The 21564-nt window shown below is 62.0% G+C and carries 15 protein-coding genes and 1 riboswitch; of the genes, 13 read left to right on the forward strand and 2 right to left on the reverse strand.

From position 1 onward, the window contains the following. Positions 1 to 71 precede the first annotated feature (71 nt). Entirely contained in the window at positions 72 to 656 is a 585-nt protein-coding gene (locus BM317_RS25195; RefSeq protein WP_092170032.1) for a hypothetical protein, read from the reverse strand. Positions 657 to 810: 154 nt separating this feature from the next. Further along, positions 811 to 1023: riboswitch (cobalamin riboswitch) on the forward strand. Positions 1024 to 1103: 80 nt separating this feature from the next. On the opposite strand from BM317_RS25195, the gene cobO reads away from it, so the two are divergent. From cobO to BM317_RS25260, 13 genes are all read left to right on the forward strand, one after another. Continuing rightward, complete coding sequence (cobO, locus tag BM317_RS25200) at positions 1104 to 1715, forward strand: cob(I)yrinic acid a,c-diamide adenosyltransferase (protein ID WP_092170037.1); 612 nt, start codon at positions 1104 to 1106, stop codon at positions 1713 to 1715. Further along, a complete protein-coding gene (locus BM317_RS25205) occupies positions 1712 to 3106 on the forward strand; it encodes a cobyrinic acid a,c-diamide synthase CobB (RefSeq protein ID WP_092476672.1) in 1395 nt (464 codons plus the stop codon). The genes cobO and BM317_RS25205 overlap by 4 nt, the downstream gene beginning before the upstream one ends. Continuing rightward, positions 3103 to 3753 carry a 5,6-dimethylbenzimidazole synthase gene (gene bluB / locus BM317_RS25210; protein WP_092170045.1) on the forward strand — a complete coding sequence of 217 codons (651 nt, stop codon included), beginning with the start codon at positions 3103 to 3105 and terminating at the stop codon, positions 3751 to 3753. Before BM317_RS25205 ends, bluB begins: the two co-directional genes overlap by 4 nt. Next, positions 3750 to 4658 carry an adenosylcobinamide-phosphate synthase CbiB gene (cbiB, locus tag BM317_RS25215; protein WP_092170049.1) on the forward strand — a complete coding sequence of 303 codons (909 nt, stop codon included), beginning with the start codon at positions 3750 to 3752 and terminating at the stop codon, positions 4656 to 4658. The genes bluB and cbiB overlap by 4 nt, the downstream gene beginning before the upstream one ends. Next, on the forward strand, positions 4651 to 5643 hold the full coding sequence (gene cobD / locus BM317_RS25220) for a threonine-phosphate decarboxylase CobD (protein WP_092170052.1): 993 nt from the start codon (positions 4651 to 4653) through the stop codon (positions 5641 to 5643). Before cbiB ends, cobD begins: the two co-directional genes overlap by 8 nt. Then, entirely contained in the window at positions 5640 to 7091 is a 1452-nt protein-coding gene (locus BM317_RS25225; RefSeq protein WP_092476674.1) for a cobyric acid synthase, read from the forward strand. The genes cobD and BM317_RS25225 overlap by 4 nt, the downstream gene beginning before the upstream one ends. A gap of 157 nt (positions 7092 to 7248) precedes the next feature. Continuing rightward, the gene (gene cobU / locus BM317_RS25230) at positions 7249 to 7770 is read left to right on the forward strand and encodes a bifunctional adenosylcobinamide kinase/adenosylcobinamide-phosphate guanylyltransferase (protein WP_092476676.1); all 522 of its coding nucleotides are present in this window, start codon (positions 7249 to 7251) and stop codon (positions 7768 to 7770) included. Further along, entirely contained in the window at positions 7767 to 8822 is a 1056-nt protein-coding gene (cobT, locus tag BM317_RS25235) for a nicotinate-nucleotide--dimethylbenzimidazole phosphoribosyltransferase (RefSeq protein WP_092476678.1), read from the forward strand. Before cobU ends, cobT begins: the two co-directional genes overlap by 4 nt. Beyond that, positions 8819 to 9394 (forward strand): alpha-ribazole phosphatase family protein, encoded by a 576-nt coding sequence (cobC, locus tag BM317_RS25240; protein ID WP_092170068.1) that lies wholly within the window; start codon positions 8819 to 8821, stop codon positions 9392 to 9394. Before cobT ends, cobC begins: the two co-directional genes overlap by 4 nt. Before the next feature lie 2 nt (positions 9395 to 9396). Continuing rightward, on the forward strand, positions 9397 to 10128 hold the full coding sequence (locus BM317_RS25245) for an adenosylcobinamide-GDP ribazoletransferase (protein ID WP_092476680.1): 732 nt from the start codon (positions 9397 to 9399) through the stop codon (positions 10126 to 10128). 197 nt (positions 10129 to 10325) lie between these two features. Then, entirely contained in the window at positions 10326 to 12326 is a 2001-nt protein-coding gene (locus tag BM317_RS25250) for a hypothetical protein (RefSeq protein WP_139236064.1), read from the forward strand. A 225-nt stretch (positions 12327 to 12551) separates the two neighbouring features. Beyond that, a complete protein-coding gene (locus tag BM317_RS25255) occupies positions 12552 to 14768 on the forward strand; it encodes an autotransporter outer membrane beta-barrel domain-containing protein (protein WP_092476684.1) in 2217 nt (738 codons plus the stop codon). 203 nt (positions 14769 to 14971) lie between these two features. After that, a complete protein-coding gene (locus BM317_RS25260; RefSeq protein WP_139236065.1) occupies positions 14972 to 16438 on the forward strand; it encodes a hypothetical protein in 1467 nt (488 codons plus the stop codon). Positions 16439 to 16505: 67 nt separating this feature from the next. On the opposite strand, the gene BM317_RS25265 is transcribed toward BM317_RS25260, so the two are convergent. Further along, complete coding sequence (locus BM317_RS25265; protein ID WP_092476687.1) at positions 16506 to 21521, reverse strand: RHS repeat domain-containing protein; 5016 nt, start codon at positions 21519 to 21521, stop codon at positions 16506 to 16508. Positions 21522 to 21564 lie beyond the last annotated feature (43 nt).

Genomic DNA, 21564 nt, shown 5'->3' on the forward strand with positions numbered 1-21564 from the left:
ATGACATATTAGTCAACTGACACGCCGCATTCGCGAGCAAGCCCGCTCCCACAGTTCTTGCGTGGAATGAGTCAGCCATGGGCCTGTTTGAACAGCACGGCAATGCCTGGATGGTATTGGCCGGCCTCGTTGCGCAACTTGCGATAGGCATAGGGGAAGTACCAGGCCACGGCGCAGGTGTTTTCCTTTTGCAGGTCGTCGATCATGTCCTGCAGTTCTTCGGGCGTGGCGCTCTGCTGGGCCTTTTGCGGCGAGACGAACAGGCAGCCCAGCTTCAGGTCGCTGGCGTAGCTGATGCGCTTGGCATCGCTGGTGGCTTCCGACAGCGGTTGGGTCAGGTTCAGGTTGTTGACCTTGGGCCAGCGTTGGGTGGCCTGGATGAAGGCCCGCTCATCGGTGCTGGCGATGAACAGGTCGGCGCTGACGTTGCGTTCGCCTTCTTCATTCTGCTTGCGGGTCGGCGCGTTCTGCAGCGTGACCATCTCGGCCATCCAGGCGGCGGCCGACAGCAAGCTGAGATTGGCTCGTTCATCGAACCAGTAGGGTGTGTCGTTATCGCCGCGCACTGCGTTGTAGCGGTCGATACAATCAAACCAACGTTCCAGCACCGGGCGCAGGAATTCCAGTTTTGGATTGCTGATGAGCATGCCTTGCATGTTTTGCCCTCTTGTTCTTGTGATATCGGGTTGTAATGTCGCTTTGATATCACTTGCCGCAGGATCACACAAGATTGACGTCATTTTATTGATCGGTGCCAATGAGCACCCCCGACAGGCGGCTTTAATTGACGCTCCACCCCCAACCCTCTAACCTTCGCCGCTTGTTTCAGGTGCTCTGTGGCCGCTTGGTCGACAGAGTGAAACAGGGAAGCCGGTGAGTGCAGACGAACCCGGCGCTGCCCCCGCAACGGTAAATGAGTCAACGCTGTGCCTAAGCCACTGTGTCGCACGACATGGGAAGGCGCGCAGCCCGGCGCCACGCCGCTCATGAGCCCGGAGACCGGCCTGATTCATCCAACGGCATCACGGTGGGCGATGCCAGGCTTGTTGCCGTCTTTTTTTGTGCCCCGCCCGCCGTTATCCAATCCCAACGGAGAGCTCCCCATGACCGACACCCCTGATCGCGACGAACGCCACCTGGCGCGCATGCAGCGCAAGAAAGCCGTGATCGACGAGCGCATCGCCAACTCGCCGAATGAATGCGGGTTGCTGCTGGTGCTGACCGGTAACGGCAAGGGTAAGAGCAGCTCGGCGTTCGGCATGCTGGCACGGTCCATGGGCCATGGCATGCAATGCGGTGTGGTGCAGTTCATCAAGGGGCGCAACAGTACCGGTGAAGAGCTGTTTTTTCGCCGCTTCCCGGAGCAAGTGCGTTTTCATGTCATGGGGGAAGGTTTCACTTGGGAAACCCAGGATCGCCAGCGCGACATCGCCGCCGCCGAAGCCGCTTGGGCCGTATCCCGTCAGTTGCTCGGCGATCCGTCCATCGGCTTGGTGGTGCTCGACGAATTGAATATCGCCCTCAAGCACGGCTATCTCGACCTCGACCAGGTGCTGAGCGATCTGCAGGCTCGCCCGCCGATGCAGCACGTGGTGGTGACCGGTCGCGGCGCCAAGCCGGAGATGATCGAGCTGGCCGACACCGTGACTGAAATGGGCATGATCAAGCACGCGTTCCAGGCGGGTATCAAGGCGCAGAAGGGCGTCGAACTGTGAGTGACCCTTGCCTGGCAAGCCGCCACTGTCCGGCGGTGCTGATCGCCGCCCCGGCTTCGGGACAAGGCAAGACCACCGTCACCGCGGCGCTGGCCCGCTTGCATCGCAACCAGGGACGCAAGGTGCGCGTCTTCAAGTGTGGCCCGGACTTTTTGGACCCGATGATCCTGGAGCGGGCCAGCGGCGCGCCGGTCTATCAATTGGACATGTGGATGGTCGGCGAGCAGGAAAGTCGCCGGCTGTTGTGGGAAGCCGCCGCCGAAGCGGACCTGATCCTGATCGAAGGGGTGATGGGGCTGTTCGACGGCACCCCGTCCAGCGCCGACCTGGCGCGGCATTTTGGCGTACCAGTGCTGGCGGTGATCGACGGCACGGCCATGGCCCAGACCTTCGGTGCCCTGGCCCTGGGCCTGGCCCGTTATCAACCGGACCTGCCATTCGCCGGGGTCTTGGCCAACCGGGTCGGCACCTTGCGTCACGCGCAGTTGCTCGAAGGCAGCCTGACCGAAGGCCTGCGCTGGTACGGCGCGCTGTCCCGGGAAACCGGCATCGAATTGCCCAGCCGTCATCTCGGGTTGGTCCAGGCCAGTGAATTGAACGATCTCGACCTGCGCCTCGACGCGGCGGCCGATGCCTTGGCCGGTAGTTGCGAAGTGGCGCTGCCGCCGGCGGTGGAATTCGCCGCGCCGCAGGTGATCGCCGTTGAGCCGAGGCTCGCCGGGGTGCGCATCGCCGTGGCCCGTGACGAAGCGTTCGCCTTCACCTATGGCGCAAGCCTTGATCTGCTGCGGGCCATGGGTGCGCAGTTGAGCTTTTTTTCACCGATCCATGACACCGAACTGCCCGAGGCGGACAGTCTTTATCTGCCTGGCGGTTATCCGGAGCTGCACCACGTTGCGCTGGCCCGGAATACGCCGATGCTGGCCGCGATCCGTGCCCACCACGCCACCGAGAAACCGTTACTCGCCGAATGCGGCGGCATGTTGTATCTGCTCGATTCATTGACCGATGTCGACGGCGTGCGTGCCGAACTGCTGGGTTTGCTGGCCGGCGATGCGCAGATGCAAAAGCGCCTGGCGGCCCTGGCGCTGCAGTCGGTGGATTTGCCGGAAGGCAACCTGCGTGGGCACACCTATCATCATTCCCTGACCAGCACCGAGGTTGAACCGATTGCTCGTGGCCATAGCCCCAATGGCGGGCGAGGGGCGGAGGCGGTTTTCCGGCAAGGGCGGATGACGGCTTCCTATGTGCATTTTTATTTCCCGTCCAATCCCAGGGCGATTGCCGCGCTGTTTGCGCCTGACCTTGAGGCCGCCTTCGCGAGCAAGCCCGCTCCCACATTTGATCACCTGAACCCTGTGGGAGCGAGCTTGCTCGCGAAAAGGCCATGACCGACAACGCTTTCTCCCTGGCCGAACGCGACGCGGTCTACCGCGCCATCGCCGAGCGCCGCGACATGCGCCATTTCAGCGGCGGCACGGTAGAGCCGGCCCTGTTGCGCCGTCTGCTGGAAGCCGCGCACCAGGCCCCGAGCGTCGGCCTGATGCAGCCGTGGCGATTCATCCGCATCAGCGACCGCGCCTTGCGTGGGCAGATCCGCCAACTGGTGGAGCAGGAACGCATTCGCACCGCCGAGGCCTTGGGCGAGCGCAGCGATGAGTTCATGACGCTCAAGGTCGAAGGCATCGACGCCTGTGCCGAAGTGCTGGTGGCGGCGTTGATGGAGGATCGCGAGCGGCACATCTTCGGTCGTCGGACGTTGCCGGAAATGGACCTGGCCTCGCTGTCCTGCGCCATCCAGAACCTGTGGCTGGCTTCCCGCGCCGAAGGGCTGGGGATGGGCTGGGTGTCATTGTTCGAACCTCAGGCCCTGGCCGACCTGCTGGGCCTGCCCGCCGGGGCCAAGCCGCTGGCGATCCTTTGCCTGGGCCCGGTGGAAGGGTTTTACCCAGCGCCGATGCTCGCCCTGGAAGGTTGGGCGCAACCGCGTCCGCTCAATGAACTGCTGTATGAAAACCGTTGGGGAGTGAGCCCATGAGCGTGGCGTTGCTCAGTGCCGCCGCGGTGGCGCTGGATGCGCTGTTGGGCGAGCCCCGGCGCTGGCATCCGCTGGTGGCGTTCGGTGGCTTTGCCGATCGCATCGAACAACGTTTCAACTCTGGCGGACGTGGCTGGCGCAGCCACGGGGTCACGGCTTGGGTGATCGCCGTGGTGCCGTTGACCTTGCTCGCCACGGCCCTGTCCTGGGCGCCGATGGTGGGCTGGCTGGTGGAGATCCTGGCGTTGTACTGTGCCCTCGGCCTGCGCAGCCTCGGCGAGCATGTCGAGCCGGTGGCGCGGGCACTGCGCAGCGGTGATCTGGAACAGGCGCGCCAGCGCGTCGGCTACCTGGTCAGTCGCGAGACGGCTGGACTGGATGAAACCGCCGTGGCCCGCGCCGCCACCGAGTCGGTGCTGGAAAACGGCAGCGACGCGGTGTTCGCCGCGTTGTTCTGGTTCGCCGTGGCCGGCACGCCCGGGGTGGTGCTGTACCGCTTGAGCAATACCCTCGACGCCATGTGGGGCTATCGCAACGAACGCTTCGAGCGCTTCGGCTGGGCGGCGGCCAAGATCGACGATGTGCTCAACTACATTCCGGCGCGCCTGGTGGCGTTGACCTACGCACTACTCGGCAAAACACGCTTGGCGCTCAAGTGCTGGCGCACCCAGGGCCCGACCTGGGACAGCCCCAACGCCGGGCCGGTGATGGCCGCCGGGGCCGGAGCGCTGGGTGTCGAGCTGGGCGGGGCGGCGGTTTACCACGGCGAACTGCACCAACGTCCGCCCTTGGGCGAAGGTGTGCCGGCGAGTGCCGATTCCATTGATCGCGGCTGGCAATTGGTCCAGCGCGGGGTATGGTTGTGGTTGCTGATTCTCTGCCTGGGAGCTGAGTTCTATGCTTGAGCACGGTGGACGCTTGCGCAACGCGGCCCGGCAATACGGCATTGCCGAGGCCGATTGGCTCGATTTGTCCAGCGGTCTCGCGCCTTGGCCGTTCGACGTTCCGGCGATTCCCCTGCGGGCTTGGGCGCGCCTGCCGGAAACCGATGACGGCTTGGAGCAGGCCGCCTGCGATTACTACGGTGCGTTGGATGTGCTGCCGGTGGCCGGTTCGCAGATGGCCATCCAGCTGTTGCCGCGCCTGCGTCGCAGCGGCAAGGTCGGCGTCTTGTCGCCGTGTTACGCCGAGCACGCCGAAGCCTGGCGCCGCAGCGGTTATATCGTGCGCGAAGTGCTGGAAGCGGAAGTGGATTTCTTCCTCGACAGCCTCGACGTGCTGGTGGTGGTCAATCCGAACAACCCCACGGGCCTGAGCCTGGCGCCCGAGCGTTTGCTGGATTGGCATGCCCGCCTGGCCCAGCGCGGTGGCTGGTTGGTGGTGGATGAAGCGTTCATGGACGTCACACCGGCGCTGAGCCTGGCGGCGTATACCCATCTGGTCGGGCTGATCGTCCTGCGTTCGTTCGGCAAGTTCTTTGGCTTGGCTGGGGTTCGCCTGGGCTTTGTATTGGCCGAACGCCGCTTGCTCAAGTTGCTTGCCGAACAAGTCGGGCCGTGGGCGGTCAGCGGGCCGACCCGGGTGCTGGGCCAGGCGTGCCTGCTGGATAGCGATGCCCACGCAGCCCAGCGCCAACGCTGCGAAGCCACCAGCCAACGCCTGGCGCTGTTGCTCGAACGCCACGGCTTCAAGCCGCAGGGCGGCTGCGGATTGTTCCAATGGCTGATCACCGAACACGCCCAGGGGCTTCACGATTTCATGGCCCATCGCGGCATTCTCCTGCGCCTGTTCGTGAACACCAGCAGCCTGCGTTTCGGGTTGCCGGCCGACGACAGCGAATTCCTGCGCCTCGAACAAGCCTTTGAAGCCTACGCCAAGGACACCCCATGACCACAGTGATGGTGCAGGGCACCACCTCCGATGCCGGCAAAAGTACCTTGGTCACGGCCTTGTGCCGCTGGGTCAGGCGCCAAGGCGTGGGCGTGGTGCCGTTCAAGCCACAGAACATGGCCCTCAACAGCGCCGTGACCGCTGACGGCGGCGAAATCGGTCGGGCCCAGGCGGTGCAAGCCCAGGCGGCGGGGCTCGAACCGCACACCGACATGAACCCGGTGCTGCTCAAGCCCAACAGCGACACCGGCGCCCAGGTGATCATCCAGGGTCGCGCCGTCACCACCATGAACGCCGTGGCTTATCACGATTACAAAGCCATCGCGATGCAAGCGGTGCTGGCCTCCCATGCGCGCTTGAGCGCGGCCTATGCGGTGGTGATGGTGGAAGGCGCCGGCTCGCCGGCGGAGATCAACCTGCGCGCCGGTGACATTGCCAACATGGGCTTTGCCGAGGCGGTGGACTGCCCGGTGCTGCTGATCGCCGATATCAATCGCGGCGGGGTGTTCGCCCATCTGGTCGGCACGCTGGAGTTGCTTTCCCCCAGCGAGCAGGCGCGGGTAAAGGGCTTCATCATCAACCGTTTTCGTGGCGACATCGCCTTGCTGCAACCCGGCCTGGACTGGCTGGAGGCGCGCACCGGCAAACCGGTGATCGGCGTGTTGCCGTACGTCATGGATTTGCACTTGGAAGCCGAGGATGGCCTCGATCAGCGCCAGATCGACAAGGCCGAGCAGGTGCTGAAAGTGGTGGTGCCGGTCTTGCCGCGCATCAGCAACCACACCGATTTCGATCCGTTGCGCTTGCACCCGCAGGTCGACCTGCAATTCGTCGGCCCCGGCCAGCCCATCCCGCCGGCCGACCTGATCATCCTGCCTGGCTCGAAAAGCGTGCGCAGCGACCTGGCCTACCTGCGGGCCAACGGTTGGGAGACAGCGATCCATCGTCACCTGCGCTACGGCGGCAAATTGCTGGGCATCTGCGGCGGTTTGCAGATGCTTGGCCAGCAGGTCCACGATCCGCTGGGGCTGGAAGGCGCGGCGGGTTCCAGTGCCGGTCTGGGCCTGCTGGATTTCGAAACGACCCTGGAGCACGAGAAGCAACTGCGCAATGTCCGTGGGCGGCTGGCCTTGGAAGCGGCCGAGGTCAGCGGCTATGAGATCCACGCGGGCGTAACCACCGGCCCGGCCCTGGAGAACGCTGCGGTGCACCTGGAAGATGGCCGTTGCGACGGCGCCCAGAGCCTCGACGGACAGGTGTTCGGCACCTACCTGCACGGGCTGTTCGAGTCGCCCCAGGCCAGCAGCGCGTTGTTGCGTTGGGCTGGGTTGGCGGATGTGCAAACGGTGGATTACCACGGCTTGCGCGAGCGGGACATCGAGCGGTTGGCGGATCTGGTGGAGCGGCATCTGGATACTGGATTGTTGCGTGAGCTCTGTGGGATCTAAGGTGTTGCTGCTGGCCTCTTCGCGAGCAAGCCCGCTCCCACAAGGACTCATTGTGTATATGAAATTTATAGTCACAACAGAACCCCTGTGGGAGCGGGCTTGCTCGCGAAGGCGTCAGTCGCCACACCGCCAATACGCCAATAAAAGGTAATGCACCATGCTGCAACTGATCCTCGGCGGCGCCCGCTCCGGCAAGAGTCGCCTGGCTGAAAAACTCGCGGCGGACACCGGCTTGCCAGTGACTTACATCGCCACCAGCCAATCCCTGGACGGCGAGATGAACGATCGCATCGCCCAGCATCGCGCCCGGCGGCCGGCCGAGTGGGTGCTGGTGGAGGAGCCCTTGGCCCTGGCCCGGGTGCTGCGGGAAAACGCCGCCCCCGGGCAATGCCTGCTGGTGGATTGCCTGACCCTGTGGCTGACCAACCTGCTGATGCTCGACGCTCCCGAGCAACTGAACGCCGAGCGCGAAGCACTGTTGGACAGCCTGGCCGCGCTGCCTGGGGAGATCATTTTTGTCAGCAACGAGACCGGCATGGGCGTCGTGCCGCTGGGCGAGTTGACGCGCCGTTATGTCGATGAAGCCGGTTGGCTGCATCAAGCCTTGGCCGAACGTTGTCAGCGCGTCGTGCTGACCGTCGCGGGCCTGCCCCTGACTCTCAAAGGTACTGCGTTATGAATCATCGCTGGTGGCTGGACCCGTGCAAGCCCGTCGATAACCAAGCGCTGGAACTGGCCGCGGCCCGTCAGCAACAACTGACCAAGCCGGCCGGTTCCCTGGGGCGGTTGGAGTCGGTGGCGGTGCAACTGGCGGGTCTGCAAGGGCAGCTCAAGCCGCGCCTGGAGCTGCTGTGGATCGCGATTTTCGCCGGCGACCATGGCGTGGTCGCAGAAGGCGTATCGGCTTATCCCCAAGAGGTCACCGGGCAAATGCTGCTCAATTTCGTCAGCGGCGGCGCGGCCATCAGCGTCCTGGCGCGACAACTGGGCGCGTCCCTGGAAGTGGTCGATCTGGGCACCGTCACGCCTGCGCTGGACCTGCCCGGTGTGCGGCACCTGAACCTCGGGCCGGGCACGGCGAATTTCGCCCAGGGCCCGGCAATGACGGTGAAACAGGGCGAGCAAGCCTTGCACGCCGGGCGCGACAGTGTGCTGCGTGCCGTCGCGGCCGGGACGCAATTGTTCATCGGCGGCGAGATGGGCATCGGCAACACCACCGCCGCCAGCGCCCTGGCCTGCGCCTTGCTCGAATGCCCGGTGGCGCATCTGGTCGGGCCGGGCACGGGATTGGACGCCGCGGGTGTCAGCCGCAAGGCCCAGGTGATCGAGCGGGCCCTGGCGTTGCACGCTGCCCAGGGTCACGACCCGTTGCAGACGTTGTTCAACCTCGGCGGTTTTGAAATCGCCGCGTTGGTCGGCGCGTACCTGGCCTGTGCCCAGCAAGGCGTTACCGTGCTGGTGGACGGCTTCATCTGCAGCGTCGCAGCCCTGGTGGCGGTGCGCCTCAATCCTGAATGCCGGCCATGGCTGCTGTTCGGTCATCGCGGCGCCGAACCGGGCCATCGTCACGTGCTGGAAACCCTCGGCGCCGAACCGCTGCTGGATCTCGGCCTGCGCTTGGGCGAGGGCAGTGGCGCGGCGCTGGCGGTGCCGCTGTTGCGCCTGGCGTGTGATCTGCACGGGCAGATGGCGACGTTTGCCGAAGCGGCCGTGGCGGACCGCCCGGCATGACCTTGCGCCTGGACCTGCTGCGTCACGGCGAAACCGAACTGGGCGGCGGCTTGCGCGGCAGCCTCGACGATGCCTTGACGACCAGGGGCTGGGAGCAGATGCACACAGCCGTCGCTCAAGGCGGACCCTGGGATCGCCTGGTCAGCTCACCCTTGCAGCGCTGCGCCCGTTTCGCCGAGCAACTCGGCGCCCGGCTCAACGTGCCGGTGCACTTGGACAAAGACCTGCAAGAGCTGCATTTTGGCGCCTGGGAAGGTCGCAGTGCAGCGGCGTTGATGGACACTGACGCCGAGGCGCTGGGCCAGTTCTGGGCCGATCCCTATGCCTTCACGCCCCCCGAAGGCGAGCCGGTGCAGGCGTTTGCCAGCCGCGTCCTGGCGGCGGTCGAACGCCTGCACGCGGCCTATGGCGGTCAGCGGGTCTTGCTGGTCAGCCATGGCGGCGTCATGCGCCTGCTGCTGGCCCAGGCCCGCGGCCTGCCTCGCGAGCAATTGCTCAATGTCGAAGTCGCCCATGGCGCGCTGTTCGCTCTTCAGGTGGCATCCGGTCCCGCACTGAACGAGGTGGGTTAGGCATGCTGCCATTCTGGATCGCCCTGCAATTTCTCAGCAGCCTGCCGGTGCGATTGCCGGGCATGCCCGAACCTGAACAACTGGGCCGTTCCTTGCTGTTCTACCCCTTGGTGGGCTTGTTGTTCGGCGGCCTGCTCTGGCTGCTCAATGCATTGCTGACCGGCGCACCGCCACTGCTTCACGCCGCGTTGCTGCTCACCGCTTGGGTCCTGCTCAGCGGCGGCCTGCACCTCGATGGCCTGGCCGACAGCGCCGACGCCTGGCTCGGCGGCTTCGGCGACCGCGAACGCACGCTGTTGATCATGAAAGACCCGCGCAGCGGGCCGATTGCGGTGATCACTCTGGTGTTGGTGCTGTTGCTCAAGTTCGTCGCGTTGCTGGCGCTGATAGAGCAGGGCCAAAGTCTGGCTTTGCTCATCATCCCAGTGCTGGGGCGCGGGGCGTTGCTTGGGTTGTTTCTTACCACGCCTTATGTGCGTGCTGGTGGGTTGGGGCAGGCGTTGGCTGATCATCTGCCGCGGCGCGCTGGGTGGCAGGTGTTAGCCGGTTGTGCGCTGGGCTGCGTGCTGGTGACTGGGTGGAACGGGATACTCGCGCTGGTGATTGCCTTGGGAGTGCTTGTTGGCTTGCGGCGGATGATGGTGCGCAGGTTGGGGGGCTGCACCGGGGATACAGCCGGGGCGTTGCTTGAACTGTTGGAAGTGGCGGTGTTGGTAGGGTTGGTTTCGGCCTGATTTAATCAAACCACCTGTCAACTCTGACAGTATCGGTGATCGCCAATAGAGTTTTAAATCATTGCCAGGCCCTTAGCGGCCATCCAATACCTACGAAGTGTCTGCGGACTGTTTTCTCGATCAGGTGGCTGAATTTATTCACGGCCAGGGCTCGCCCGTGGCTGGACATGATTCGACTCACGCGCGAGGGCAGGGCGATGACCAAGCTATACAGAACACGTCAGGGTGAGGAAAACCGAGACGCCTACACCCGGGCGCGCAGGGAACCCAAACTTGTGGGGGAGATGACAGCGCCCGGTGTTCTTGATGCGTTGCCTGGTGATCCGGATGGGTTGCTCCTCAGGAGAACGCTCGATGCCCCGATACGCATTGAAATTCCCATCTTTGACCTGGGGGACAACCCTGCCTTTCCCAGTTCCGTGTATTTCCAGTGGCGGCGGGAAAATAATGAAGAATACGAAACGATCAGCGACCCTGTTGAACTCAGGCCTGACGGGTCCGTCACTTTTCCTGTTCCCCAGCAAATCGAGATGGAGCATTTCGACGATCAGGAAGGGCAGTTCCTGTTGCGTTACCGTGCCACGCTCTGGGCCGGCAACGAGGATTATTCCTTAGATACTCGAGTCCGCCTGGATCGAACCGGGCCCTATCTGCATTTGCAGGACCCCCATGATATCCCACCCGTGGCAGTGCTGACTTCCAACCCCATCACCGATGCGACCTTGGACGCTGAGAATGGGGTGGAGATTGAGATTCCGGATTTCCAAGACCCGGACAGGGATCGAATCAGCGTAGCAGTCGGTTGGACCAAGGAAGTACCCGACCCCTCAGAACCTATCGTTCCTGACATTCTGCTTCCGTTGCCTCCGAGCCGAAAAGTGACGGTTCCCAGGGACAAGGTCGAATCCCTTCGTTCCGGCACCCATTACGTGACTTATGTACTGATCGACCCGGCACAGAATGTCAGCAAGCCATCGCGGGTACGGGACGTGCCCGTGGCCCTGGGGGTGTTGCCCACCAATCTTCACCCACACAGCGTACCGCTGGCGGACGATGGGCTGATCAATCGCGCCGACGCCAGTTATGGCGTGACGGTTGATTTCCGGCGCTACGACAACCCTCAGCCCGAGGACCAGATAGTCGTCGAGTGGGGGGGCACGACCCTGCAGCCCTTTCCGGTGGGTGAGGTTCCGCCAGACACCTTTAGGATCCCGGTGTCCTGGAACCGTTTGAAACAGGAATACGACTTCATTGCCCAGGGCGTGCAGACCGTTACCGTGGGTTATCGGGTCGAGCGCGCGCCACAGGTAGTCTTCCGGCCCACCCCGGCCACCATCGACGTCGATGTGGATTTCTCCATCACCGGGCCTGTCGAACCGGGTGACCCCGATCCAAATCCGGTCAACCCCTTGCTGGACAAGGTCAAGATCATCAGCAGCACCGATGCCGAAGATGAATTGACCGAGGCGGATTTCAACCGGCCGGCCAGAGCCCGGTTCAGGGCACCTTATCCAATAGTCGCCGGCGATACCTTCATCCTGTATTGGAAAGGCGTCGCGGTGGCCCATAAGTATGTGGCCGATGGCTCGGAACGGCCTGGTGCTGAAATCATCATCAATATCACCTGGGGTGAAATTGAGGACGGCGGTACAAATACCAAGCTGCCGGTGTATTACGCCATGACGCATCCCGACTCACCGAATAACGAGCACGAGTCGGTGACAACGGATGTCTGGGTCCATGCGGTTCCGATTGTGCTCAGCGAGCCGGCATTTACTGATATAGGTAACAGTCCTGTGCTTAATTGCAGCCACTTGCGCAGCGTGGGTGGGGTGGTGGGGTATAGGATAAAAGTCTCGCCTTCGCCCTTCCTGGTTACAGGCGAAGACATCACGCTACGCTGGAGGCCTTTCGAGGCCGATGGAACGACGCCTATCAGCGTAGCGGACAAGACTTCAGCCATTCCCATTCCAGAAGGCGCGGCGACAGCAGGTCTCGACTGGTTCGTCGAGTATGACGCACATGTCTTGCCAACGGACCCTGGTTCAGGTACCAGACACGCCCAAATAGAAGTCGATTACACCATCCCCATCAATGGTTCGCCGGAACCTTCTATTAAACTGCGCAAAACCATGTCCATCGCGCTGGGTTCGGATGGTGCAACCTGCGACCTGGATATCGTTGTTCCGGCACCATGAAACCATCGTTCGCCCAGGATTGGGACGGCCAGTCCTGGGCGTCGGTGAGCTCCTGGGGGGAGGGAAGACGGTTAAGGAATAATCCCTGCGACAACAGGAATTTTCCTACATAGCGAATGGAGGTCAATCTGTAGTCTTCGGCACCTCTTCAGTAGTGCCGTCCAAGGTTATGGGGATTTACCTGCGGCGCTGGTGTTAAACCGGAATTTCTATACGGTACTTTCCATGACGTATGTAAAAACCTTTGCCCTGCGCCCCCTGACCCAGGCGCTGAAGCTTCTTTCCATCACGCCTTTGCTGGTGCTCAGCCCACAGACCCTCGCGCGGGTCATCGATGGCGGCCCTCCCGTGGTCATCGATGGCAGTACCGCGCCGGACAGCTACACCCTGCGCAACGAAGCCGAGTTGACAGCCAACGGCGCGTCCACTCGCGAAATCCTGGTGCAAAGTGGTTCCCAACTCAACCTGAACGGTTCAGCCGTCAACGCCAGCGGGATAGTCGAAGGCGTGCGCTTGTTGGAAAGCAAGGCAACCATCAACGGCAGCGCCATCACCAGCAACCGTACAGGCCTGCTCCTGACATACCAGGCGGGTTCTTCCATCGGTGCCGAGGCCATCGTTGCCGACAGCTCGATTACCGGTGGCACCCGTGGCGTGACCCTTGCCAGCCTGGGCGTGCTGGATCTGTCACGTTCGACCGTCACCGCGACCGACGGCAGCGGTATCGGCCTGCAAATGACCGAAGCTTCGGTGATAGCACGGGCCAGCACCATCAGCGGTGGCCAGAATGGCATCCTGATGATGTCCAGTGGCAGTGGCCCGGCCGGGGCGTCGCGCACCCTGGAGCTCGACGGCACCCATGTCGAAGGTTTGACCGGTGCAGCCATCAGTGTCATCGACCCCGGTGCAACGTCGGTGCCGGCAGACATCCTGATCAGGAATGGTTCGACCCTGACCGGGGGCAACGGCGTATTGCTGGAGGTACAGGGCGGGGCCAGCGCCAACGCCACCGTGGACAACAGCGATCTGGTGGGCGATGTGATCGTCGACGCCGGCAGCACGGCCAACCTCACCTTGCAGAACTTCGCGACCCTGACCGGGCGCCTGCAGAATGTCGAGACCCTGGACCTCAACAGCCAGGGCAAGTGGATCATGGTCGAGGACGGCCAACTGAACAACCTGAACATGGGCGGTGGTTCGGTGCAGTTCGGTCAGTCGAATGAATACCTGCGCCTGTCGGTGGCCAACCTCAGTGGCAATGGCAACTTCATCATGCACACCGACTTTGCCAGCGGGCAGACTGACTTCCTCGAGGTCACCGGCACCGCCACCGGCAGCCATACCCTGGACATCGCCAGCAGCGGCGCCGATCCCCTGTCCGACAAACAGATCCATGTGGTGCACACCGCCGGCGGCGATGCTGCGTTCTCGTTGCTCAACGGGCGGGTCGACCTCGGTACCTACTCCTATGACTTGCAGCAGGTGGGTGCCAATGACTGGTACCTGGACGCCGCCAGCAAGGTGATCAGCCCGGGCACTGCCTCGGTGCTGGCGCTGTTCGATGCCTCGCGCTCGGCCTGGTACGGCGAGCTGAGCACCCTGCGTACCCGGATGGGTGAAGTGCGCATGAACAGCGGCCAGGCCGGCGGCTGGATCCGCACCTATGGCAATCGTTTCGATGTTTCGGCCGAATCCGGCATGGCCTACAAACAGACCCAGCACGGCCTGTCCCTGGGGGTCGATACGCCGGTCCCGGCGTTGGGCGATGGTCAATGGGTGATCGGCCTGCTGGGTGGCTACAGCCGTTCCGACTTGCAGATCAAGCACGGCACCTCCGGCGAGGTGGACAGCTTCTATGTCGGTACCTATGCCACCTGGCTGGATGCCGACAGCGGTTACTACTTCGATGGCGTGCTCAAGCTGAACCGCTTCCAGAACGAATCCAAGGTGGCCCTCAGCGATGGCGCCAAGGCCAAGGGCAGCTACGACACCCATGGCGTGGGCACCACGCTGGAGTTTGGCCGGCATATCAAGCTCGACGACGGTTACTTCGTCGAACCTTTTGTCCAGGCGGCCGCGCTGGTGGTGCAAGGCAAGGACTACTCGCTGGATAACGGCATGACCGCCGAGGGTCGCCGCAGTCATTCGCTGCTGGGCACGGCGGGTGCCACGGTGGGCCGGGATATCGACCTGGGCGGCGGGCAGATTCTCCAACCGTACCTGAAGGCGGCCCTGGTGCATGAGTTTGCGAAGGAGAACGAGGTCAAGGTCAACAACACCCGTTTCGACAACGACCTGTCCGGTTCGCGCCTGGCCTTGGGTGGCGGGGTGGCGATGAAGGTCACGGACAAGGTCCGGTTACATGCCGACCTCGACTACAGCCATGGCGACAAGATCAAGCAACCCTGGGGCGTCAACCTCGGCGCATCTTATGCCTGGTGATCTATCGAAATAACGACAAAGGGCTGGTTATTCCAGCCCTTTGTCGTTTTTGCACACCGGGTTCCAAACGGGTTGTCAACCTAGCAGTTCTATCAGTACTCAAGTTGCAGAGTGCGGTGTTAAATGCTCCTTATTACGTCGGGGCTGATGGATGAAGTTGATAGTTCATTGGCATGTTTGTTCCTGCTTGAAGGAGTATCGCCATGGCTGATGACAACTCTCCACGCCGCCTACTGCGTAAGCCGATTGTTTCAGTACTGCTGCCCGATAGTTCCGATTGGGACGAAACCGGATTGTTGCCGGTTGAGTATGTGGGTAATCCCTTGCGGGTTGAAATTCCACCTTGGATCGATTCACCGCAAAGCTCCGGTCTGAAGTCGTATCTACGGGTTTACTGGGATAACCTGCCCCGTCCCGTTTATGAAAAGGAATGGACATCGACTGACTGGGGGAGCGGAAACAGCCCACCGCCTGCCGATCTGTTTTTCGATCTTGGGGCTCTGCATGTTGTTCATGGTATCCATGACCTGTGGTACGACGTGACGCTTTTCCTCGGCAATTATGACCCCTCTGAACATCTGACGGTCACCATCGATGAAATCCCCCCCAACCTCGGCAGCGATCCCAGGCTGGTCTTCGACACCACCGAGGTGACCAACCAGTACCTGGACAACAACGATGACAAGTTGATGGGGGATGTGCCGCCGTATGCGGGTGGCGCCCCAGGCGATGTCATCACCTGGTACTGGAGCCAAGTTGCGTTTCCGGTGAACCCGGCGGATAAAGTCGATTCACGCACGTTGTTTCGTGGCGAAAGTGGCCAGCCGCTGCCGCTGGAGTTCCCGGGCACGTTCATTCGTAACAGTAACAATGGCGAGCGTTTTGCGTATTACCAGATCAGCGACCGCGCCGGTAATGTCTCCACCTCTCGCGAGATGCGCCTGAATGTGAACATCCGGCCGCCTACGCCACGGCGTTTTCCCACCGTGAAGGAGGCGAGCAGTACCCCGTCGGGCACGGGCACGTTGAATCCATTCAACGGTGGCTCAGGGGTGACCGTGGTGGTGGAAGCCTCGGAGGTCGATCCCCACGAAGACGTCATTGTGGACTTCGTCGGCCTGGGCGGCGAGGACGGTGTCGGCTCCATCACGGGCGTGCGCCCCATCACCGCCGGCGGGTTGGAATTTGCCATCCCGGCAGCCGTCGTCGCGGCGAACATTCCGGTGGACAGCTCCGACTTGCGCAAGGTCGAAACCTATTACTGGCCCGGCACGTCCCCCCAGCATTCGGCGATTTATACTCTGCGCATCAACCCGTTCGCCGTCGGGGCGCTGGGGCAGGTGCATTGCCGCCAGGCGCAGGTGGGATCGCCGGCGACCCTTTCCAAGTCGCGCGTTCCGCCAGAGGGTGCGGACCTGGAAATTGCCAGGTGGATCTACCAGGCCCGGGGCCAGCGGATGAACGTGTGGGCCATCGCGGAGGGCGTGCGCACCGATTTCCAACGCGGGGTCCCGCATGGTTTCGATGGGACATTCAGCATGAAGATCGCGAAGGATTATGTGGATAGGCTGGCGCTTGATTCCATGTTTACGCTTTATGCGGGGGTGAGTTTTGATGGGGGGGAGAGTTATATTGAGTTCAGGAGTTTGGCGTTGAAGGTGGTGGCGTAGTGCATTACAGAAAATCACCCGGAAGATGACTTCGCGGGTGATTTTTTGAGATGACAGAGTGCGCTAGTTAACTTTGAGCTCTTCTTATGACCATCTTTAACTTTTCAAGGTTCCTTGTGAGTGTTCCAACTCCCTGGGCTGGCTGGCCGGCATTCTTGTAAGCAAGATTAGATGCACCTCCTACTTCACCAAAAATTCCCCTTCCGGCTATGCCGGGACCATGAGCTACCCCAGGAGCTACGATCTGGCCGCTGCCACTAATATCACCACCATCTACCGTTGAGGCCGCCGAGGGGGGGGGGGGGTTATTGTTACGTGGCTTAGGAGGAGGGACAGGCCCCTGCTTAGTGATATTCGTAGGGGCGGTGGCTGGCGGCCGACGAACGGGGCTGAAGCGATTCGGAACGAGTTCTCTGTTCAATCTATCGGCTGCCTCGGTAGTAGTGCTACGTTGTGCAGAATTTACGCTTTGCACCGTCGCTATCGCTCCATCATCAGCCGCGCTAGCGGCTACCGGCCTGGCCTTGATGTTGACCGTTGCCCCGGCAAATTCGTTCATGGTGACTAAGCGTTCTTTGAGATGTGAGTGCCAGCTCTGCTGGGCAGCCGCAGCAGCGGCAGTCTTAGTAGCCGCCTTCATGGCTTGCGACAGACCCCAAACACCAAATAACGTGTCCAAACCACCAGAAATCAGCGCACTTGTCTGCTTTCTTTCACGATCTCGCAATCTTGTAGCGTGGGTAGCCATGATGCCTTCATACATGCCATAAACACCCGTACCAATCCCCAACAAGGTGAAGGTACTCGTAACACCTATCGCCAGCGCCCCAACCGGAGGCGCAATGACCACCGCCGCTATCGACAACGCAATACCAATCGCCGACAGCGCCGCGCCCAGCGCGCCCAGCCAGTTCACGCCGCGATTGGCATGCCCGGTGGGGTCGACGAAGTTGATCGGGTCGCCCGCCGTGTACATGTAGGGGTTGATCCCTCCGGCATCGAACGGGCTCAGCGAGTCCGGGCTGTGGAAGCACATCAGCGTCGGGTTGTAGGCGCGGTAGCCGCGGCCCAGCAGATACCAGCCACTGGTTTCATCGCGGACTTCGCCGTTGAAGCCCAGCAGGCATTGCAGGTCATCCTGCGGACGGCGCTCACCATAGGCGCCATATACGGCCTTGCGCAACTCATCCTGGCTGCTCTCGCCCAGCACGCTGTTTTTCGCATCGGTCAGCAGCAGCAGGGTTCGCTCGGGATCGTCCTGTTGCTGCTGGCCCAAGGGTTGGCCGTCGATTCCCAGATAATGGATCTTCCTGTCGCCTTGTTCGGTCCGGGTCAGGCTGTCGTCATCGTAGAAGCGTAAGGTTTCCTCGTCCGCCTCGCGGGTGACGCCGAACAAATGGTCGTGGGCGTCGTAGCGGTATTGGCTGACGGTCTTGCCGTCGCTGTCGGTGACGCGCAACAAACGACCCTGGCTGTCATACGTCAGGCGCTGGCCGTTTTCGTCGTGCAACAGGTTGCCATCCTCGTCGTAGTCGAGCTCGATGCTGTCCGGATAGTCGGGGTGCTTGTGGGTAATCCTGACCAATTGGCAGTGATCGTCATCGGCAAAAGTGCGCACGGTTTCGTCGCGGCTGCCGTCGGCGAACAGCGTGTAAACCTCGGTGATATTGTCCAGCGCATCGAAGGCGAACAGCTGTTCACAAATCCCGTTGCCGTAGCGGTCTTGGGGCAGTTGGCTGCCTTCGCAGTTGTACTGCACCAGCCGTCCGCGCGGGTCGTAGCCGAAGGTTTCGAGCAGTTCGGTTTCATCGCCCTGTTGCCGATGACGGCTGTGCAGCTTGCTGTCGGCCCGGTAGACCTGGGTGATCGTCTGCTGCGGGTGACCACTGCTCAGGTTTATCTGGCGGAGTATCTCGCGGCCCTGGTCGTCGAAGCTCAGCCGGGTTTCCAGTGACTGCCGGGTATGGGTGTTCTGCGTGGTGATCAGGCTGATCTGGCCGAGGCTGTCGTATTCGAAAGCCGCGTGGATCTGGCCCTGGGTCACGCTCTTGAGCCGGGCCTTTTCGTCATAGTCATAGGTGCAAAGCAGGCCATTGTCGTTGGTGCGGGTCAGGGGGCGGCCGTTCAACGTATGGGTGTAGTGGCTTTGCCATTGTTTGCCCGAGCGCTTCTCGGTCCAGCTCTCGCGTCGCAGCTGGCCGGTGGAGCTGTAGTCGAAGCTGTGCTGGCCCTGAGTGTTTTCCGAAAGCGTGAGTTGCGCACTCTGCTGGTCGTAGTTAAAGCTCGACTGCTCGTCCGGGGCGATGCTGGCGACCGGTGCGCCGGTCAGTCCCAACTGGTACTCGTAGCTGATGGATTGGTTGCTGGCGGTGATCCGGGTATCCACCTGGAGTTGTCCGCCTTTGTACTGGAACTGTTGCAGGCGCGGGCCGACTTTCAGTGTGGTCTGGCGATCCAGCCCGTCGAAGGTCTGCGAGCCGACGCAGGTGCTCGTCTCATTGGCGACCACCTCAAGCTTGATGGGTAACTCATCGGCGCTGTGACGGGCGTACGTGCGATGGATTTCACTGTAGTCGGGCAATGTGGTGGCCTGCACCCGGCCGTACAGGTCGTAGGTGAAACGGGTGGATTCGCCCATCGGGTCGATCTGCTCGACACAATTGCCCAACCCGTCATAGAAAAACTGCATTTCGCTGACCGTCTTGCCCGCTGTGTCCAGCGCCTCGACTTTGTCTTCCTTGCCAAAGCGATTGAGCGTCGAGCGGGTCTTGCCCGTTATTTTCACCGGGGTGGCAACGCTCTCGCTCCAACTGCGCAGGGTTTGCGAGGGCGGGTCGTTTTCAGTGACATGCGCCACGCCATCGCTGCCGATGACCTTGTATTGCTCGCCCCAGGCGTCGTACTCGTAGCGGCTGGTCAGGGCAACATTCTTGCTGCCTTCCCAATCGATGTCGGTCTCGCTGGCCAGTTGTCCGAGGGCGTTGTAGGTCGCCCGGTAGGTATCTCGCAAGGCATCGGGTTCGCCGCCCATGGCATCGGCATCCTGACGCTGCACTTTCAATACGCGGTTCAAGCCATCCAGCCAGGTAATGGTTTCGACGCCCTTGGCATCCTTGGCCCACTGCTGCGCCTGTTGCTCCGGTGCATGGGTCAACGTGTAGCTGTAGGTGCGCTTGGCGTGGTAGGCGGTTTCCGGCGCCACGCTCTCCTCGATCACCCGGCCCAGGCGATCGTATTGGTAGACGATCTCGGTGCCGACATCATCGGTGCTGAGCAGTCTGGCGCCATTGAGCAGCGAGTGTTCTTCGATGATCGTTTTGCGGATCGGCGCACGGGGTTGGTCGTCATAGCCGACCAAGGTGGTTTCGGTGCGCATGACCATGGCCCCGGTACGGGCGCTACGGGTCATGCTGTAGGCGTATTCGGTGGTGGTCAGGGTATCGTCCTGGCCGTGCAGCGTTTGCCGCATTTGGCTGATCAACCCGTGCTGGCGGGGATCATCGGGGTTGACCAGATACTCATGGGCGATACGGCGCAACTCGGTCTGTGGTTGGTCGTCCACCACCTGGAACAGGGTCTCGTCGCTCAAGGCCAGCCAACGGTCGCTGCCGGCGAGCCCGGGGTATTCAACGTAGCGATAGCAGGTTTGCAAAACAGGCGCATCACCGTATTCGGAAGCTGCCGGCGTGACGGTCTTGCTCTTGATATTGCGCACGAACCCGTGCGGATCGGCCGGGCAGTCAGCCTCGCCCAAGGCGCTGTACCAGGCGTTGGTTTCGGTCACGCCATTGGCATTGACCTGCACCAGCAGGTTGCCGAAATCATCGTAGGTGCTGGTCGTCACTTCACTGTGCCGGGGCACGGTGGCGGCGGCATTGCGCCAGGTCTGGGTCAGGCGCTTGGGCAACTGGAAGTAGGTCGGTTGGTCCTTGAAGTCATCCAGCGGGTCGCCGTAATACTCGGTCTCGGTCACCAGCAGGGAATCGTCCTTGCCCGGTGCGCTGGCTTTTTGCGAAGTCTCTTCAAGCACCTGCAGATGAAACCGGTTGAACACCCGGCGGGTGGTTCGTATCGGTTTCTGGGCCAGGGCGTCCCAGAGAATCTCGCTGGTTTCATAGCGATAGCCCCGGACCACGCCATCGCGATACAGGTTATCCAGGCCATTATTGGTCCAGGTGACACCACTGCCATAACCGAGAAAGTTGTTGCCGGTGCGATCGTACTCGTAATGCGTTTCGATGATCGGTTGCCCGAATCCCGGATCGATCTTGTGCCAGTGGACCCGTGGCAGCGTACGGTCGAGCACGCCTGGGAAGGAATGCGGTGTGCCTGAATAGCTGACGGTTTCATGGCCGCCAGCGGGGGTACGGACCTCCTTGAGCAGGGTCAGGCCGCTCAGGGAAATGTATTCGAAACGCCAGGACGCCAGATCGTCGGTGGGCAGCACCACGCTTTTGGTTTCGCCGCCGAGGATATTCAGCACGAACAGGGCTTCCAACGCGGTGTCGGGATACAGCTTCACCTCCAGGATGTTGGCGCTGCGTTCCAGCCTGAGCAGCTCGGTACGGTCGGCATTGCGGATTTTGTTCAGCAGTGGCTGGGTACCGAAGGCTGTGTATTCCAGGGTCACGCTATGACCCTGGGGCGAGAGCATTTCCACCGGCATCGCGACCTGGCCCTGGCCCACCTGGAGGATTTCCACCAACCCGGATTTATGCACGACCTTGTAGCGTTGATCCCCCAGGTCGTGGAAGTGAAAGGTATCGAGTTTCTTTTCCGGGATCTCCATGCCATCGGGCCCGGGATCGACCTTGAAGGTTTCTCCGGAATACAGGGAAAGTATCCGGCTGTGCGGGTTGTACTGGGACAGTTGCAGGTCCCAACCTTTGCCAAAGCCACTGTCGCTGGTGTTGAGCGCATTGAAATTCAGTTGCAGCGGTACGACTGGGCCACAGAGGTTATTGGCCTTGAGTTCGGGCAGGGAGATGGCGCAAGTGTATTGTCCGGTGCGAGGGTCGACCTGGCTGAGGATGAAGTTCATGAAGTTGAAGGCGTTGGAGGGCACGGAGGTGGCGGTGGTCATGGGGGTGGTCCTCGGTGTGCGCGGTGATGGGGCTGCCTGTTGA

The organism is Pseudomonas sp. NFACC24-1, from assembly GCF_900115235.1.
Lineage (GTDB): Bacteria > Pseudomonadota > Gammaproteobacteria > Pseudomonadales > Pseudomonadaceae > Aquipseudomonas > Aquipseudomonas fluorescens_AA.

Excerpts from the sequence above, each read along its gene's own strand:
- BM317_RS25255 (WP_092476684.1), top strand. The coding sequence starts at position 12,552 with ATGACGTATGTAAAAACCTTTGCCCTGCGCCCCCTGACCCAGGCGCTG.
- BM317_RS25195 (WP_092170032.1), bottom strand. The coding sequence starts at position 656 with ATGCAAGGCATGCTCATCAGCAATCCAAAACTGGAATTCCTGCGCCCG.
- BM317_RS25265 (WP_092476687.1), bottom strand. The coding sequence starts at position 21,521 with ATGACCACCGCCACCTCCGTGCCCTCCAACGCCTTCAACTTCATGAAC.
- BM317_RS25245 (WP_092476680.1), top strand. The coding sequence starts at position 9,397 with ATGCTGCCATTCTGGATCGCCCTGCAATTTCTCAGCAGCCTGCCGGTG.
- BM317_RS25225 (WP_092476674.1), top strand. The coding sequence starts at position 5,640 with ATGACCACAGTGATGGTGCAGGGCACCACCTCCGATGCCGGCAAAAGT.
- cobU (WP_092476676.1), top strand. The coding sequence starts at position 7,249 with ATGCTGCAACTGATCCTCGGCGGCGCCCGCTCCGGCAAGAGTCGCCTG.
- BM317_RS25250 (WP_139236064.1), top strand. The coding sequence starts at position 10,326 with ATGACCAAGCTATACAGAACACGTCAGGGTGAGGAAAACCGAGACGCC.
- cobT (WP_092476678.1), top strand. The coding sequence starts at position 7,767 with ATGAATCATCGCTGGTGGCTGGACCCGTGCAAGCCCGTCGATAACCAA.
- cbiB (WP_092170049.1), top strand. The coding sequence starts at position 3,750 with ATGAGCGTGGCGTTGCTCAGTGCCGCCGCGGTGGCGCTGGATGCGCTG.
- BM317_RS25260 (WP_139236065.1), top strand. The coding sequence starts at position 14,972 with ATGGCTGATGACAACTCTCCACGCCGCCTACTGCGTAAGCCGATTGTT.
- cobC (WP_092170068.1), top strand. The coding sequence starts at position 8,819 with ATGACCTTGCGCCTGGACCTGCTGCGTCACGGCGAAACCGAACTGGGC.
- cobD (WP_092170052.1), top strand. The coding sequence starts at position 4,651 with ATGCTTGAGCACGGTGGACGCTTGCGCAACGCGGCCCGGCAATACGGC.
- cobO (WP_092170037.1), top strand. The coding sequence starts at position 1,104 with ATGACCGACACCCCTGATCGCGACGAACGCCACCTGGCGCGCATGCAG.
- bluB (WP_092170045.1), top strand. The coding sequence starts at position 3,103 with ATGACCGACAACGCTTTCTCCCTGGCCGAACGCGACGCGGTCTACCGC.